The organism is Rhodoglobus sp. G.S.4 (assembly GCF_056619605.1).
Genome location: NZ_CM152748.1, coordinates 1,993,888 through 2,010,026, shown reverse-complemented (window position 1 = coordinate 2,010,026; position 16,139 = coordinate 1,993,888). Strand labels below are relative to the sequence as shown.

At 58.8% G+C, this 16,139-nt stretch carries 14 protein-coding genes and 1 tRNA gene; 6 read left to right on the top strand and 9 right to left on the bottom strand.

What is annotated here, in order from left to right; translation table 11 throughout:
- Positions 1–282 precede the first annotated feature (282 nt).
- Positions 283–1,116, top strand: coding sequence for a type IV toxin-antitoxin system AbiEi family antitoxin domain-containing protein (locus AC061P_RS09885; RefSeq protein ID WP_480391097.1), 834 nt, complete (start codon positions 283–285; stop codon positions 1,114–1,116).
- Complete coding sequence (locus AC061P_RS09880) at positions 1,113–2,036, top strand: nucleotidyl transferase AbiEii/AbiGii toxin family protein (protein ID WP_480391096.1); 924 nt, start codon at positions 1,113–1,115, stop codon at positions 2,034–2,036. Before AC061P_RS09885 ends, AC061P_RS09880 begins: the two co-directional genes overlap by 4 nt.
- Here AC061P_RS09880 and AC061P_RS09875 read toward each other — a convergent pair.
- The 5 genes from AC061P_RS09875 to AC061P_RS09855 all read right to left on the bottom strand — a co-directional run bounded on the left by AC061P_RS09875 (position 2,017) and on the right by AC061P_RS09855 (position 7,577).
- A complete protein-coding gene (locus AC061P_RS09875) occupies positions 2,017–3,660 on the bottom strand; it encodes a DUF5671 domain-containing protein (RefSeq protein ID WP_480391095.1) in 1,644 nt (547 codons plus the stop codon). The genes AC061P_RS09880 and AC061P_RS09875 overlap by 20 nt on opposite strands.
- A complete protein-coding gene (locus AC061P_RS09870; RefSeq protein WP_480391094.1) occupies positions 3,657–4,115 on the bottom strand; it encodes an LpqB family beta-propeller domain-containing protein in 459 nt (152 codons plus the stop codon). Before AC061P_RS09870 ends, AC061P_RS09875 begins: the two co-directional genes overlap by 4 nt.
- Positions 4,116–4,513: 398 nt before the next feature.
- Positions 4,514–6,196: an MDR family MFS transporter gene (locus AC061P_RS09865; RefSeq protein ID WP_449647143.1), complete on the bottom strand. Its 1,683-nt coding sequence runs from the start codon at positions 6,194–6,196 to the stop codon at positions 4,514–4,516.
- Entirely contained in the window at positions 6,196–6,819 is a 624-nt protein-coding gene (locus tag AC061P_RS09860) for a TetR/AcrR family transcriptional regulator (RefSeq protein ID WP_480391093.1), read from the bottom strand. Before AC061P_RS09860 ends, AC061P_RS09865 begins: the two co-directional genes overlap by 1 nt.
- Before the next feature lie 122 nt (positions 6,820–6,941).
- Positions 6,942–7,577: an MBL fold metallo-hydrolase gene (locus tag AC061P_RS09855; RefSeq protein WP_480391092.1), complete on the bottom strand. Its 636-nt coding sequence runs from the start codon at positions 7,575–7,577 to the stop codon at positions 6,942–6,944.
- Positions 7,578–7,643: 66 nt separating this feature from the next.
- On the opposite strand from AC061P_RS09855, the gene AC061P_RS09850 reads away from it, so the two are divergent.
- Positions 7,644–8,576 (top strand): diacylglycerol kinase family protein, encoded by a 933-nt coding sequence (locus AC061P_RS09850; RefSeq protein WP_480391091.1) that lies wholly within the window; start codon positions 7,644–7,646, stop codon positions 8,574–8,576.
- A gap of 26 nt (positions 8,577–8,602) precedes the next feature.
- On the opposite strand, the gene AC061P_RS09845 is transcribed toward AC061P_RS09850, so the two are convergent.
- Positions 8,603–9,067: a hypothetical protein gene (locus AC061P_RS09845; RefSeq protein ID WP_480391090.1), complete on the bottom strand. Its 465-nt coding sequence runs from the start codon at positions 9,065–9,067 to the stop codon at positions 8,603–8,605.
- 80 nt (positions 9,068–9,147) lie between these two features.
- On the opposite strand from AC061P_RS09845, the gene AC061P_RS09840 reads away from it, so the two are divergent.
- Positions 9,148–9,220, top strand: a tRNA-Glu gene (locus tag AC061P_RS09840).
- A gap of 152 nt (positions 9,221–9,372) precedes the next feature.
- On the opposite strand, the gene AC061P_RS09835 is transcribed toward AC061P_RS09840, so the two are convergent.
- Positions 9,373–10,050: a DsbA family protein gene (locus AC061P_RS09835; RefSeq protein WP_480391089.1), complete on the bottom strand. Its 678-nt coding sequence runs from the start codon at positions 10,048–10,050 to the stop codon at positions 9,373–9,375.
- 349 nt (positions 10,051–10,399) lie between these two features.
- Here AC061P_RS09835 and AC061P_RS09830 point away from each other — a divergent pair, with 349 nt between their 5' ends.
- The gene (locus tag AC061P_RS09830) at positions 10,400–11,644 is read left to right on the top strand and encodes an acyl-CoA dehydrogenase family protein (protein WP_480391088.1); all 1,245 of its coding nucleotides are present in this window, start codon (positions 10,400–10,402) and stop codon (positions 11,642–11,644) included.
- On the opposite strand, the gene AC061P_RS09825 is transcribed toward AC061P_RS09830, so the two are convergent.
- Positions 11,641–13,581 (bottom strand): heavy metal translocating P-type ATPase, encoded by a 1,941-nt coding sequence (locus tag AC061P_RS09825; protein ID WP_449647136.1) that lies wholly within the window; start codon positions 13,579–13,581, stop codon positions 11,641–11,643. The genes AC061P_RS09830 and AC061P_RS09825 overlap by 4 nt on opposite strands.
- Before the next feature lie 256 nt (positions 13,582–13,837).
- Between AC061P_RS09825 and AC061P_RS09820 the strand changes: the two genes are divergently transcribed.
- Complete coding sequence (locus tag AC061P_RS09820; protein ID WP_480392174.1) at positions 13,838–14,842, top strand: TerC family protein; 1,005 nt, start codon at positions 13,838–13,840, stop codon at positions 14,840–14,842.
- Positions 14,843–14,899: 57 nt separating this feature from the next.
- On the opposite strand, the gene AC061P_RS09815 is transcribed toward AC061P_RS09820, so the two are convergent.
- Positions 14,900–15,988, bottom strand: a complete 1,089-nt coding sequence (locus AC061P_RS09815; RefSeq protein WP_449647135.1) for a Glu/Leu/Phe/Val dehydrogenase family protein — start codon at positions 15,986–15,988, stop codon at positions 14,900–14,902.
- Positions 15,989–16,139: the final 151 nt, after the last annotated feature.

Below are 16,139 nucleotides of genomic sequence, written 5' to 3'. Positions count from 1 at the left end.
GTCCCACATGTGTCCGACAGCTCTAACGTTTATCGGTGCAACAGTTGTCGTCTAGAGGCCAGGCGTTTCTGAAGACAAGAGCAGCAGGTCTTGGGCTTTCCGCAGTTGCTCTAACGATCGGCCTGAGCTCGTGCACCGCGCTACCGCCACCAACGTACGAGAGCGTGATTGGGCTGACCGTACTGGGAGTGCGCTGAATAGTCAGCTAGCAGCCAGCTTCTGAACTCTTCTGCAAGAAAGCTTGATTTGTTTCATTCTAGGAGATACATTTCAAGTATGGACATGCGAGAAGTTGAACACGCTCTCGCCGCGATTACGGCGAGTCAGTGGGGAATGGTGACCACTGCGCAAGCGGCGCGGGCGGGAGTGTCTCGACTGACTCTTGCGCGATCCGAAGAACGGGGAGCACTTGAACGCCTTACTCAAGGGGTTTACCGGGATACCGCTGCACCAAACGATGTGAGCGAAGAACTCAAGGCTACGTGGCTCAGCACTGACCCAACTCGTCTGGCTGAGGAACGACTTCGCGATGCAGAAAAAGGGGTCGTTATTTCAGGGGAATCAGCAGCCTCCCTTCATGGGATTGGCGACATTCGGGCTCGTCGCCACGAATTCACTGTGCCCACAAGGCGACAAACCCAACGCCGTGAGATCCGCTATCGGCAGCGCGCGCTAGACCGCAAAGACATCACCATCGTTGCGGGCCTTCCCGTCACAACTATCGAGCGCACAATCGCCGACCTTGTGGAAGCGCGAACCGACCTGAGCCTCCTCGCAGCGGTAGTAAGAGATGCGACGCGGAAAACTTCGCTAGATCGACAACGACTACTCGAACTGCTCGAGCCCCTCGCTGCAAGAAATGGGTTTAATGACAGTGACGCAGAAGCGTTTCTTGAGCACATACTCACAGCCGCAGGAGTTGATGCCGTATCGCTAGCAAAGCAACTCGTCGCGATTCCAGGAATTGCGGACGCAATCACAGCAGCGTTCGCAACAAGACAAATCGCCACGCAAGCGAATAGAGCTCTGGCTCCGCTCGGCGAAATGGCGAAGCTAGTGAGCATCGCATCCCACAGTCGCGGGTTCGACGATGTCGGTGAACGGTCTCACCGGTGAACGAGCCGTACTCATCGAGCAGTGGAGTTGCGCAAGCCCTCAAAGACGCCGCGAAGAAGGCGCACGCCGCCGACTCAACCGTGACCGTGCAAGAACGGTTGCGGCAGGAAGAATTTCGTCGGTTCCTCAGCCGCGTCTTCGCTTCACCCACCTCCGACTGGATACTCAAAGGCGGCACCGGGGTGCTCGCACGCGTACCTGATGCACGGTCAACACTCGACATAGACCTATATCGCTCCGGATACTCGCTCGAACAGTCATTGGCTGAATTGCGCCGACTTGCTGAAGTCGACCTCGGCGACCACTTTCAGTTCGTCTACAGTTCCCACGAACTGATTCTCGCGGGTGATCAGCAGACATATACCGAAGGGATGCGCGTCACATTCGCCGTCTATCTTGGGGCTCAACAGAGAGACCACATAAAAATTGACCTCGCCACCGGAGCCGGGATCACGGGCGAGATCACCGTTCAACACCCTGCAGGCGCGCTTGATCTGCCACGCTTGAGGAGTGCACCGTATCGGCTGTACCCCGTCGTCGATCAAATCGCGGACAAAATTTGTGCAACATTAGCGACCTACTCAACAGGGGCATCCACGCGTGAGAAAGACCTCATCGACCTTGTGGTGTTCGCGACCACCCAGGAAATCTACTCAGACTCGCTACTGCGCGCTGTTCGGAGAGAAAGCGCGCGCAGAAAGCTACCCGAAATAGTTGCGCTAGTCGTTCCTCAATCGTGGGGCCCCGCGTATTCGCGAATGGCGCGCGCGACCCCCGCATGTGCTGAATCCACCACTATCGTTACCGCCATGGAACTGATGAACAGGTTCCTCGATCCAGTTCTCCGCGGGGAAATCGAAGACTCTCTCTGGAACCCGTCAAACAGAAGCTGGAGCGAGCTCAGCCCTCGAGCGGAATGACCGCAACTTTGCCCTTCACACCAGCCACGACGAGCACATGAGCTGCCTCAACGCCGTCGAGTGCGGCAACGATTGCCGCGACATCCGGCTCCCGCAGCACTGAATCTGCACGCTGAAGCACCGTGACCCGAGCTCCCGTGGAGGCACGAACGGCATCCACAATTTTGGAACTATCGCCAGAAGCGACGAGCGTTACACGACCGATGCGCTGAACGTGTTCCTCGGCAACATCAGAGTGGCGATCGTTTCGCCAAACCGCAAAATGATAGCCGGCAACCAGGAGCGTGGCCGTGAGCAACCCGAGAGCCTGACGTGAACGCTCAACGAAGCTTTCGCCACTGCCACTATCGAGCAAGAACGAGAACAGTTGAAAGCCGATCACGAGCAACGTGATGAGCGCCACCAACGCGCTGACACCAAAAATGATGACGAGATAGATGCGTCGGCCAGGGGTGGCAACACGCTCAGGGAGTGACGCCTGCAGCGGCTTCCACAACATCCACCACAGCACGCCACCCACGATCAGAGCACTGAGGCCGCCCAGCAGCAGACTGCGGATGTTGCCCTCAATAAGTGAACTACTCGACGTAGCGAGCAATGCGTTTACCATCACGCCAATACCCGACGCCGCATACGCGAGCGAAACACCGGCGCTCGCCAGCCGCGTAGCCGAACGCACCCCGGCCGAACGTCCCGATACAACACGGGCGTGATAAACCAGCACGAGAGCTCCAACGACGGCGTTAGCAATCGCGATCCCTAGAGGCTCAAGCGTTACAGCGATCGGCTGCGGCGACGCCGTTATCAGCTCAAGAATGGCGGTGAGCGTGACCATGATGCCCGCCGCAAACAGCGCAATCGAGGCGATTCCCGCAATAAAGACCAGTAGCACATTCGAAAAACCGTGCGATTGTTCCCTCACACCTACACGGAACCAATGCCACCACCACAACAGCGCACCACCAACAGCCCACACCAGCCCCTGCAAGACCAGCTGCCACACCGGATCGCTAATCACTACCGAGCCGAGTACCGCATCCACCGCAGAATCAATGAGTTGACCGAGAGCCCACACCACACCACCGGCAGCGTACGTGAGGCCAATAAGAGAAGCGATTGCGGGTGCCGCGCCTGGCAACCGGGTCGGAGCCTTGCTGGGGTGGCGCCACATCCAGTAATGCCACAGCCACACCAGCGCCCACACAATGCCCGCCGCGAGCCCATACGGTTGCCAACCATTGACAATGGCTTCTGCAGCCCACGTAAAGAGTGAAATTGTCGACACCAGCAAAGCCACCGTCGACATCAGCATGAGGTAAACAGGCCAGACAACGGATGCTCGGTCGCGGGCCATTGCCGCATCCCGCCACGTCAACCACCACAACAGAGCAGCTAGGGGCCCAGCGATCAGAGCAGAAGCCAACGATGTCGCCAGACCGTAATTATCGAAACTGACCTCGACACGGCTCGCCGAGAACAAGCGATCGAGGAGCCCGCTGACACCACTCGCGGCAATAATCACCGTCGTCGCGAGCAACAGGTACGTGATAACGCGGCGCACCGTTTGCACGCCCCCGACCGCCGGAGTCGGAATGCGCGGAGAAGCTGAACTGGTCGAGGTCATTCGCCTATTCCTTGGTTGTAGCAGAGGGTCAGATCCCACGGAGTTGTCTCAATCCGCCATGATCTGTCCTCGAGAACGAGGGTGAACACTTCTTCTGACACATAGCCTGATCCGCCGAAATCGCCACTGCCGCGCTCCATCGAGACCCGCACCACGGCAGTGTCATCGTTGATGATTGACGAAATGACGGTCATCCGCAGCCCCTGAATCGTGTTCAGGTCAGCTTTGTCGCAATTCTCACGCAGCTCGGTCGACAAAAAATCGCGCGCCGCCGCATAGTCGCTATCAACAACTGCCAGCGAATACGACTGCACAACCCCCTCCGGCGTTGTGGGGTCAACCTCCACGGCCCCGCCCCGGGTGAACACCACCACGAGAGCAATCACCACAATGGCGGCAATGATGGAAAGGATCGCGATGAGCGTCCTATCTGGTCGAACGGATTGCTGCGTCATGAGGACATCATCTACCCTCAGCGCCACTTAAACCACTGTCTTCGTGCCCCGTTCGGATCGTGTCCTGAAGCGTCGACGTGCCGCGCATCCCCGCCTACACCACCGTGGTGCCCTCACTCCAACCAAGAGGTTCGCGCAAAAATAATCGATATCGGCCAGCGAGCGAGTCACCAGTGACGTGACCCGATTAACGTAGCGAGCCGACTTGGTGGGGGTGAGGCCACTGGGGTGTTCTGGGGCATCTAGAATCTCCTGCGGGGTCGTCAGACGCTTCTGAATCACTTCCATTCGGGGCTTCATTATCGAGAAGCTGGGGGAGCTCGAAAAGAGAACTCGTGTTGGGTCCAGACGGGCCCCTCAACCGGTGGCGGTGACCTTGTGGTCACCGCCACCAACAGTTAAGGCTGGCTGCGAATTATGGAAATCGCGCCGGACTGATCACTCACTGTCGTCAGTTCGTGAGATTCGGCATCCGAGTCCACATCCGATTCGGCGTGGGATTCTGCATCACTTTCGCCGGCCACAATGAGGGTGTCGGTTGGTTCGTCACGCTTGATGGTGGTCGCCAGCGGAACCTCTTTCACGAAGGCCAGCAGCACAGCCGAGAGAAGCACGAGCGGCACCATGTAGAGGAACACCGGGGTCAGCGAGTCGTTGTACGAACCCACGATGATCTCGCGCACCGCATCCGGCAGGTCGCGCACTGCGGCAGGGGTTAACGAGTTGGTGTCGCCAGTGGCCCCAGCGGCAGCGGCCGGAAGGCGAGTGCCCAAAAGTTCCGTGAGGCGAGCAACGAAGAGACTGCCCACAACTGCGGTACCAATAGAGGCACCAATCTGACGGAAGTAGTTGTTCGATGCCGTCGCGGTACCCACTTGGGAGTTCGGGAAAGTGTTCTGCACAATGAGCACCAGAATTTGCATGCTCATACCTAGCCCCAGCCCCATCACCGCAAGGTAAGAGCAGAGAATCCAAATAGGCAGATCAGGGGTCATCGTCGAGAGCAGTGCCAAACCGATCGCCACAATTATTGACCCCGTCAACGGCAACCACTTGTAGCGACCCGTCCGGCTCACCAGTTGACCAGCCGTCACCGAACTCACGAGCAGAGCACCCATCATCGGGATCATCAACAATCCGGCCTGGGTAGCATTCACGCCCGTCACCATCTGCAGGTAGGTGGGCATGTAGGCGAGGGCACCAAACATGGCGATACCCGTGATGAGGCCGGATGCCGTGGTCAGAACAAAGTTGCGTTCCTTGAACATGTGCAACGGCATGATCGGCTCAGCCGCAGCGCGCTCCACCATGACGAAGGAGAATCCGGCAACGACGGCGAGAGCAATCAGGCCGATGATGATGAGCGAATCCCAGTCATACTGCGTTCCGCCCCACGTGGTGACGAGAACGATCGCGGTAGAGGTGAGAGCGAGCAGGATCATGCCGGCAACATCGATCGTCGGCTTGCGCTTCGAGGTCTTCGGAAGCTTCAACAGGGTCACAGCAGCGAAAATTGCGAGTGCACCAAGCGGGATATTCATCCAGAATGCCCAACGCCATCCGATGGACTCAGTGAACCAACCGCCCAATAGGGGGCCCGCGACGCTAGCGAGCGCAAAAACGCCACCGATCGCACCCATGTAGCGGCCGCGCTCTCGAGCGGGAACCACATCGGCGATGATCGCCTGCGAAAGAATCATGAGGCCACCGCCACCGAGCCCCTGAACGGCGCGACCGATAATCAGCCACGTCATATCGGGAGCAAGGCCACCAACGACGGAACCAATCATGAAGATCGAGATTGCCCCGATAAAGAGGCCCTTGCGACCAACGAGGTCGCCGAGCTTTCCGTAGACCGGCATCATGATTGTGGATGCCAAAATGTAAGCGGTCGTGACCCACAGCATGTGGTTGACGCCGTCGAGTTCGCCGACGATGGTGGGCAGAGCGGTGCTGAAAATGGTCTGGTCGAGTGCCGAAAGCAGCATCGTGACCATGAGGCCCGCAAACAAGAGCAAGATGCTGCGCTTTGTTGCCGGATCACTCGTGGTCATGACTTCGGGTTCATTGGTAGTTGTCATTAAAATGTGTTCAGTGTTTCTCGTGTAAGTCCGACCGCGCGAAGGTACATGGAGTCGATGTCGGCGGTAGCGCCATCAGCGATCCATTCCTTTACTGCGATTCGAACGGATGCGACGCAAGTGGCTACGGCAATTTCAGCGACCTGTTCGGGGTCGCGGGGAAGCGTTGCTTCTCGCTTGGTGAGGAATTCGACAACGGCGACAGCCATTGTGCTGTTCAGTTGCGTGAATTGGTGAATCTGTCGGCTCAACAAACGCGGGTGTTCTTGAACAAGAGCCATCCGCTGAGTTTTGAGCTGAGTTCGGGCGGCCATAGGGCCAAAGATGTGGAACATGGTGGAGACGATGGCAGCAACCAAGTCGTCGGTTTCTGCGCCGGCTACTCCGGCGTCGATCGCGCGCTGAACTTCGCCCATGTCTTGGATGCCGAGGATGGCATCCTCTTTACTCTCGAAATAGTTGAAGAAGGTGCGCGGCGAGATGTCGGCGCGGTCGCTGATCATGTCGACCGTGGCGCCATCAAGCCCTTCAGTCGTGACGATCTCGACCGCAGCGGTCTCAATTCGCAGTCGCGTTTCGAGTCGCTTGCGGTCGCGAAGACCGAGGGGAGGAGTATCAGGCACTCAGCAATAATTGCAGGGACTGCAAAAATGCACAACTGCAAAAAGCTGGGAGGATGCTCAGAAGATTTGCGGAATCGTCTCTGGGGCGAGTTGAACGGTCACCCACGAGCCGCGAAAGTTACCTAGAGCGCAAGCGATTCGCCGGGCTGCAGCACAGTGAAATCGCCGCCGTAGCCTGCCATGACATCCGTTATTCGGGCGGCCGACAGCGAGAGTCCTTTGTCAGACAGCACGGCGTCGTGCGTCTGAAATGCGCGCTTCGGTGCCAACTCAGCCACGTAATCCATGACCTCACTGATTTTCAACCACGGTGCACCAGCGGGGATTGCGGCGCTCACAACAGGCTTGGGTGGCACGGTAAATGAATCTCCGCCATACCAAAATTCACCATTGACGAGCACACCCAGGTTGTCGATCACCGGGATTGATTCGTGGATGACAGCGTGTTCGCCGCCGAAAAATTCGAGTGTCCAGACACCAATCCTTTCGGTCGCGCCGTCGACAACTGTCGTTACATTCCAGTCGCTGGCAGCGGCCGCGACACCGGCAGGGCCGAAGATGCGCACGTCGGGATTGTTTTCCCGAATGCGCGCAAGTTGCTCACTCGTCCAGTGGTCGGGGTGCTGGTGGGTGATCATGATCGCGGTCACGTTGTCGAGTTCCGGTAGTGGTTCCGTGAACCCACCGGGGTCGATGACGAGTCGTTGGTTTTCGTGCTCAAGAACGAGGCACGCGTGCTCATACTTGGTGACATTCATGTCCTGAGCCTAGACCGGTGATGTCAGTGGTGCATCCGATGTGAATCAGTGCGACATACTGATCAGGTGGAGTCGATCAAACCCCTGCGTCTTATTGTCGCGATCAACCCGACAGCGTCTTTTGGTAAAGGCAGACATGTTGGCCCCCAGGCTGTTGAGGCACTGCGTGCCCTCGGTCATGAGGTCACCGCTCTTGAGGAGCCGAACTTTGCGTTGCTACTGAAGCGCGGCCGCAAAGCTGTCGCTAAGAAGCCGGATGCTCTTCTGGTCGTTGGCGGCGATGGCATGGTCAATCTCGGCACCAATTTGGTGGCGAAGACGAAGGTTCCGTTGGGAATCATCCCGTCGGGAACCGGCAACGATATGGCCAGAGGTTTGGGCATCCCCTTTACGAACACGGATGCCGCTATCGCGAGCATCGTGCGCGGCCTCGGCCGGCCGTCGCGTGCGATCGATGCTGGCAGCGTTGCCTATGTTGATGAAGCTACGGGCACCCCGGCAACACGCTGGTTCGCGTGTGTGCTGTCTGCCGGGTTTGACGCCATTGTCAACGAACGCGCCAACCTAATGTCGTGGCCGAAGGGTGCGAGCCGTTATACGGTCGCTCTCATCATCGAGTTGTTGCGGTTGCGCGCCATCACCTACAAACTCACGATCGATGACATGGTGATCGAGACCACCGGTGCGCTCATTAGCGTCGGCAATAACGTGTCGCTGGGTGGTGGCATGAAAGTGACGCCGAATGCCCTCGTGGATGACGGTCTCGCTGACGTTCTTGTCGTCGAGGCTCTTTCGCGGTTGGCTTTCTTGCGCGTGTTCCCGCGCGTGTTTTCGGGCACGCATCTCAGTGATCCTCGGGTGACGGTCTATCGCGGAAAACGCATTCGCATTGAGTCTGAGGATGTCACGGCCTATGCCGATGGTGAGCGGTTTGCTGCGCTACCGATCGACATCACTATGGTTCCTGGCGTGCTTCGCATCCTCGACCAGCGGGAATAATCCGCCGAGGTTTCGGCCGCTGATAGTTACGCTGCAGGCACGGCTGCATCGGTCGCGATGCAGGCGTAGTCGGTCATCAGTACGTCGTCTTCTGTCGTACGTTCTGAGACGATGAACTCTTGATCGGGGCGAACGCCGTCAGCGACGGTCTCTTTGAATTCGCTAAATGTCTCGGCACAGGATGACGACACAGCGTTCTGCAGGCCACCAGCTTCACTGATTTCTGCTTTCGCTAGCTCGCCCTTGCCGATCACGATGTGGGTGTGAGCGGTGGCGCATGGAGCAACTTCAGCTTCGCTGAGATTGCTGCCGTCAACGAAGCTGAAGCAGTCTCCGACGAGCAAATCGGTGGAGCCGATAATAGAGGGCTCAAGAACCTGACCGTTATCGTCGCGCGCAAGTTCGGGATAAAGCAGCGAGCACCCCGCGAGGGCGGCGAGCACTGCGGTCGCAACGATGGTGGCAGTGGTGGCGCGCGTGATAGCAGTCAAGAATGGTCCTGTGGTTCGGAATTGGCAGTGGTGGAAAATATTGCCCCAAATTTGTGGCATACTTTTCTAGTTGTTGTGACGGCCCCATCGTACAGAGGCCTAGTACGCCGCCCTCTCACGGCGGTAACGCGGGTTCGAATCCCGCTGGGGTCACAGTAGCAAAGTTCCGGTCATGTTCGTTTGAACAGGGCCGGGACTTTCGTCGTTAAGCGGTCGAGCTTCGCGAACCCGCGCTGGCGGTCGTCGGTGGCAACTCTGTGCGCCAACGGCCGCCTGCACGGCCTTCTGCCCACCCTTAGCGCGCCCTACTGCGCTGTCTTGAGCGCCTCGTTGATCGCCTCGGGCAGATCCTCAACGCGTTGGGTATTGACGAGCTCATCGTTCACGAAAAACGAGGGGGTGCTGTTGACGCCAAGCGCCTGTCCGCCCTCGAAGTCTGCTTCTACGCGAGCTTGAGTCGCTGGATCGTCAATAGCTGCGTCGTAAGCATCGAGGTCAAGCCCTAGCTCGGCGGCATAGTCACGAAATACGCTCGCTTGCGAACCATCGGCAAAGCCCCACTCCGCCTGGGTTTCGAAAAGCTGCTGATACATCGCTTCGAATTCACCCTGCTGTGCCGCAGCCTCGGCGGCAATGGCCGCTTCCATCGAGTGCGGATGATTCGGCAGGGGAAAATAGCGCACAACATAGTTGATCTTGCCGTCGTAGTACTCGCGCATTGCCTCGACGTAGGGATAAAACTGGCCACAGGCGCTGCACTCGAAATCGAGAAATTCAACTACGGTCACCGCATCCGAATCCGCTGTGTCCAGATAGTGGGAGTCGCTTGCTACCGCCGAGCTTGGTGATTGCGCAGTGCCGCCGCTCGCGTCATTGGTGGGGCTGGTGTCTGCCGCGTTCACGGAAACGTAGATAAACACGCCTACGGCGAGAGCGACGAGCACACCAAGCGCAACCAGGGTAGGGACAAGGGCCTTTTTCATGGAGTCTCCGACTGAGATTTGACAGTGAGTTCCGCTCAAGGGTAGCCGGGAAGTCGCTCCGCAGCCTGTCCTTTGCCTGCAAGTCGCGCGACGCCGAACGGCACGCGGCAGCCCGAGCTCGATCGCGAGCGCGAGCGTTCTGGAGTAGGGCCCGACGTCGGGTGCGGTCGCTGTGGCAGCGGGTTCGCGCCAAAAAAAGCGATCGAGATTAGTCACGAAAGCACACGATGCGTAACAAGCGGTAGCGCAACGACATGAAGTCGACACAAACTCGACGGTCACTGAAATCAGGCACAGGATGTAGCCAACACCACCCAGAAAAGGGGGTCTACAACTGAGGAGAGCGACCATGTCAGACAGCACCATCACCAGCCACGCGATCGGCAATCGTTGGGCATCCATACCCCGACCGACCACGCCAGAGAGCTGGCTGCAACGCGCAGTTGAGGTGTCTGACATCCTCGCCGCCGACGCTAGTGATCGCGACGCCGCTAACCAGCCACCGCACGCAGAAGTGAAACTACTCAAGGACTCGGGACTTGTGACCGTGCTCGGGCCGATCGCGCATGGCGGCGGAGGGCAGTCATGGGAGACGACCTACAAGATCATCCGCACGATAGCTCGGGGCGATGGTTCAATAGGCCAGCTTCTTGGTTACCACTACCTGTGGGCGTGGGCAGCACGTCTTGTCGCCACGGATGAGCAGATCGCTGACATCGAGCAGCTGTACACCGAAAAGAACTTCCTCTTTGGTGGTGCCGTCAATCCCCGCGACTCCGATTTGACGGTCACGGAGGCCGGAGACGACATCGTCTTCACCGGTAATAAGTCATTCTCCACCGGCGGTGTCGTTTCGGATCTCACGGTGCTTGAGGGCATCCTCGAAGGCACCAACACCCACGTGTTCGCGATCGTTCCGACCGATCAGTCAGCTATCGTGTTCAATGGTGATTGGGACAATCTCGGCCAGCGCCTTACCGAGTCAGGTTCAGTGCAGATCAACGGCGTGCGCACGAGTTGGGCTTCGGCTTTGGGTTTCGTTAACAAAGAGTTCCAGCCGCTCACTTACGGCACCCTCAACGTTCCCGCCATCCAACTGGTCTTCGCAAATTTCTATCTCGGTATCGCCCAGGGGGCAATCGAGAACGCTTCGGCGTATACACGTACGAAGAGTCGCGCCTGGCCTTATGGCGGAGACAACAAAGCGCACGCATCAGAGGAGTGGTACATCCTTGAGGGCTACGGCCAATTGCAATCAAAGCTGTGGGCGGATGAGGCGCTGCTTGACGCGGTCGGGAGCGAAATCAGCGCGGTTTTGCATGCGCCTCGCGCGGATCTCACCGCACGACGTCGCGGAGAAATCGCTGTACGCATCGCTGCGGGAAAACTCCGCATCAGCGAAGACGGGCTTGAGACGGCGACGAAGGTATTTGAGCTGACGGGCGCGCGAGCATCCGCTAATTCGGTCGGCTTGGATATTTATTGGCGCAACTTGCGAACCCACAGCTTGCACGACCCAGCGCCCTATAAGAAGCGCGAGGTCGGTCAGTACGTGCTACTCAACGAGGTGCCGGAGCCTAGCTGGTATACCTAAGACCGGATGTCGATGCGTGCGCGTGGTTTGTCGACACTGAGCGGAACCTCCGCAAAGCTTGGCGAGAGTCGCGCCGCGCGGATTCCGTTGACGATAACGATGAGCTCGGCAAGCTCGTGCACCAGAACGACTCCTGCGAGACCAAGCGTTCCGGTGAGGGCGAGCGGAAACAGCACAACAATGATCGCTAGTGAAAGTGCGATGTTGCTGGTCATGATTCGTCGTCCGCGGCGGGCATGAGCCAAAGCAACGGGGATGAGGCGCAGGTCGTTGCCGGTGAAGGCCACATCGGCAGATTCAATGGCAGCCGCTGAGCCTGCCACTCCCATCGCAATGCCGACATCGGCGGTGGCGAGTGCTGGCGCATCATTGATACCGTCGCCAATCATCGCGGTTGGTGATTCTGTGGCGAGCGCTGCGATGGCGTTCGACTTTTCTGCCGGCAGCAACTCGGCGCGAATATCGGTGATTCCTGCCTGGCGAGCGAGTGTCTCGGCGGTGCGAGCGTTATCTCCCGTGAGCATGAGGGTGCGGATGCCCGCCTGCGCAAGTTGCTCGACTGCTTCGGCAGCCTCTGGCCGAAGTTCGTCGCGCACACCCATGAGCCCAATTGCTTGACCGTCTCGTTCCACGGCTATCACAGTCATGCCTTCATTCGCGAGGCGCTGCGCGACGGGGGAGAGTCCTGCGACATCGAGGAAGCGCACGCTTCCGGCTCGCACGGGCACGCCGTTGAGTGTTCCCGAGATCCCTCGCCCGGCGTCTTCGCGCACCTCGGTCGCCTCGGAATACTCGGGTCGTTCTGCGAGCACTGCATTCGCGAGTGGGTGTGTGCTGTGACTCTCTAGTGCAGCCGCGATGCTGAGCACTTCGGTGCTTGTCACTCCGTCAATGGTTTCCACGACGACAACGGTTGGACGGTTTTGCGTTAACGTTCCGGTCTTGTCGAAAGCAACGGTGCGGATGCTGCCCATCCGTTCGAAGGCTGCACCAGACTTGACGATTATCCCGAGCTTGCTTGCTGCGCCAATTGCTGAGATCACGGTGACGGGTACAGCGATTGCGAGAGCACACGGAGAAGCGGCTACGAGCACCACGAGGGCACGTTCCGTCCATAGTGCGGGTTCGCCAACGAGGAAACCGTAGCCGACGATCGCGGCGGCGACTCCCAAAACTAGGGGCACAAGCGGCCGGGCAATTCTGTCGGCGAGGCGAGCGCGCTCACCCTTGCGGTTATTTGCTTCTTCGACAAGTCGCACGATCGTGGTGAGGGAGTTGTCGGTGCCTTCAGCGGTTGCCCGGATGCGCAGAGTGCCGATTCCATTGATGGACCCCGCGAGCACGACGCTGTGAGCATCGACAGCGATGGGCATCGATTCTCCGGTTATTGCCGAGGTGTCGACACTGCTGCGCCCGCTTGTGACAATTCCGTCGGTGGCTACCCGCTCGCCAGCACGCACGATGAGGATGTCGTCGATGAGAATGTCGGCTACTGCAATCTGCGAAATACTCCCCTCGCGTTCCACGATTGCAGTCTCTGGCACAAGAGACAGGAGCGCTCGCAGTCCGTGGCGAGCACGGTCCATTGCACGATCTTCGAGGGCCTCGGCGATCGAGAAGAGGAAGGCGAGTGCGGCTGCTTCGGCAACGTGGTCGAGCGCGACGGCTCCCACGGCCGCAATCGTCATGAGCAAGCCAACACCAAGGGACCCGCGCACCAAGCGGCGGAGAGCGCCCGGCACGAAAGTGATTGCACCGGCAATCAAGCCGAGACTATAAAGGAGCGTCGTTGGCCAGCCGGTTACTCCCCACAGCTGCACGGTAAATGCCGCCACGAGCAAAAGCCCAGAGGCGGCAGGCAGTGCAAGAGCACGATCCGTCCACCACGGTGGCAGTGCATCTGCGCGCGACGGCGGCGGAGAGGCAATCGTCAGCATGGGAAGACTGTACAGCAGGCGTCCACCGCGATTGTTTCGGCTCGACGCGAAAGTCCTCTGCGCAACCTGTGAATTCGCAGGCAGCGCAGAAGTGTCGGTCAGCTATCATTGTGAACGCGAAGGGGAGTATCCCACCTCGTTGTACTCGTCAATACGAACCACTCAGTAGTGGCTCCGGGGCAACGGCATCCACCATTCAGCTGGATGCGGGAGAGACTTTCGAGACTTGCGGCACCTCGAAACCCCCGAATGGAAAATCTTGACCACTCTGCCTATCTGGTTCGAAGCAACTTCCCTGACGGTGCTGCTGATTATCCTCGCAGCCGACCTCGTCATGGCCTACAAGCGCCCGCACATTCCGAGCACGCGCGAATCTGCGCTCTGGGTTGGCTTCTATGTGAGCCTCGCGCTTATCTTCGCCCTCATGATGTTCCTCCTCGGCGATGTCGAGCAGGCCGGGCAATTCATTGCCGGTTGGGTCACCGAATACAGTCTCTCGATCGACAACCTGTTCGTGTTTGTGATCATCATGGGGCGCTTCTCGGTGCCGCGAAAGTACCAACAAGAGGTACTGATGGTCGGCATCCTGATCGCCCTCGTCTTGCGTGGCATCTTCATCCTGCTGGGCGCGCAACTGATCGAAAACTTCAGCTTCATCTTCTACGTCTTCGGTGCGTTCCTGCTTTACACGGCCATTCGCCAAGTGTTCGAAGATCACGAGGACATGGAACAAACTGAGAGCGGAATCATCCGTTTCTTGCGGAAGCACATCAACATTTCACCGGTATTCGATGGCGGAAAAGTGCGCACCGTGATCGACGGCAAGAAGGTCTTCACCCCGATCCTCGTCGTGTTTGTCGCCCTCGGTATCACCGACCTCGTGTTCGCGATCGACTCGATTCCCGCGATCTTCGGAATCACGACAGATCCCTTCATCGTGTTCACCGCCAACATCTTCGCGCTCATGGGGCTACGTCAGCTGTACTTCTTGCTCGGCGACCTCATCGACAAACTCGTATACCTGCACTACGGCATTGCCTTCGTGCTCGGCTTCATCGGCGTGAAACTGTTCCTCCACGCACTGCACGTGAACGAACTCCCGTTCATCAACGGGGGAGAGCCAGCACTGTGGGCGCCAGAAATTGGCACATGGACTTCGCTCATCGTCATCCTGGTCGCGATGGCGATTGCGGTCATCGCGAGCCTGGTAAAGATGAACCATGACAAGAAGCGGGAACTCGTCAGCGTCGACAACGACTAACGAGCGGCAAACTCGTTGTGGTGCGCGCCCGGCTCCAGCCAGACGCGCACTCTCTGCCTAGACGGTAGTGGCTAGTCGTGACTGCGCGAGTCGTTCTGCGGCGTCCAAGGTTGTGATTCCCTGGTCGGCTGCATCGCGGAAGATCGTGGCAACGGTCTCACCGATAGCCTCGACGCGCTTGGCGATTTCGTCAGCATCGGCATCCGGTTCTGATGCCATATCGAGGTAAATCACACCACCGCCGTTAACGACGAAGTCTGGTGCCCAGAGAATGCCGCGCTCGGCAAGTGCCTCAGCGCCATCATGCTGGGCGAGTTGGTTGTTGGCGGCTCCGACGACACCGCTGACGTTGAGTTCGCGGATAACGCGGGGGCTCAGAGCGCCACCCATTCCACAGGGAACGTAAATGTCTGCGACAACACTGTGGGCTTCATCCGCATCGACCCAGTTGGCGTCGAGTTCGGCAGCGAGTAGCTTGCGGTCGAGGTTGACGTCGGTGACCGTCAGCACAGCACCGGCAGCGGTCAGTGAGCGAGCGAGACGTCCGCCTACCTGGCCGAGACCCGAAATTACGAGGTGACGTCCGGCAAGGTCGCGAGTGCCGAAGAGGGCCTCGCAGGTGGCAAGAATGCTGGCGTGAACGCCGGCTGCAGTGGCATCTGCCGGTTCCCCTGCTCCACCCTGATCGGCGGGAAGGCCGCACACGTGTTCGGTGCGTTCGGCGACGATGGACATGAGCTCGGCGCTCGTACCAACATCTTCCGCCGTCATGTAAGCACCATTGAGGCTTTCGATGGCATCGCCGAGGTCAAGCATTGCGTCACGCTTCTGCGCGGGAGTAAGAACAATGCCCATCGGAACGTGGATGACCGACTTGCCGCCTCCGCGGTTGAGCCCGGCGGCAGAGTTCTTGAGAGTCATCGCGGCCGAGAGGCGCAGGGAGTCGGCTACGGCATCCGTCCAGTGCGGGTAGTTCCACATTCGTGCTCCACCCAGGGCTTGCCCGAGGACGGTGGAGTGGACGGCGACGCTAATAACGAGGCCGGAACGTTTGCCCGTAGAGACGAGGACATTCTCGTGTGAGAACTCCGCATTTTCGATAGCGGATACGGGGGCTTCTAACGTCGTTGACGCTTGCGTAATCATGAACTTCTCCTGCGAGTGGGCCTTGTGGGCAAAACAACAAAATGGCAAGTGGTGGTAGCGCGAGGGTGGTGCGCTGTGGCCAGCATACTGCCGACGCAGACAGAAGTAGACTAGAGAGATTGAGCCGCGCATTTTGCGGCACGATCGTCGA

Bases quoted from the DNA above. Each gene is read 5' to 3' on its own strand.
- AC061P_RS09825 (WP_449647136.1), bottom strand. From the start codon at position 13,581: ATGCTGACGATTGCCTCTCCGCCGCCGTCGCGCGCAGATGCACTGCCA.
- AC061P_RS09835 (WP_480391089.1), bottom strand. From the start codon at position 10,050: ATGAAAAAGGCCCTTGTCCCTACCCTGGTTGCGCTTGGTGTGCTCGTC.
- AC061P_RS09865 (WP_449647143.1), bottom strand. From the start codon at position 6,196: ATGACAACTACCAATGAACCCGAAGTCATGACCACGAGTGATCCGGCA.
- AC061P_RS09815 (WP_449647135.1), bottom strand. From the start codon at position 15,988: ATGATTACGCAAGCGTCAACGACGTTAGAAGCCCCCGTATCCGCTATC.
- AC061P_RS09830 (WP_480391088.1), top strand. From the start codon at position 10,400: ATGTCAGACAGCACCATCACCAGCCACGCGATCGGCAATCGTTGGGCA.
- AC061P_RS09885 (WP_480391097.1), top strand. From the start codon at position 283: ATGCGAGAAGTTGAACACGCTCTCGCCGCGATTACGGCGAGTCAGTGG.
- AC061P_RS09855 (WP_480391092.1), bottom strand. From the start codon at position 7,577: ATGAATGTCACCAAGTATGAGCACGCGTGCCTCGTTCTTGAGCACGAA.
- AC061P_RS09875 (WP_480391095.1), bottom strand. From the start codon at position 3,660: ATGACCTCGACCAGTTCAGCTTCTCCGCGCATTCCGACTCCGGCGGTC.
- AC061P_RS09870 (WP_480391094.1), bottom strand. From the start codon at position 4,115: ATGACGCAGCAATCCGTTCGACCAGATAGGACGCTCATCGCGATCCTT.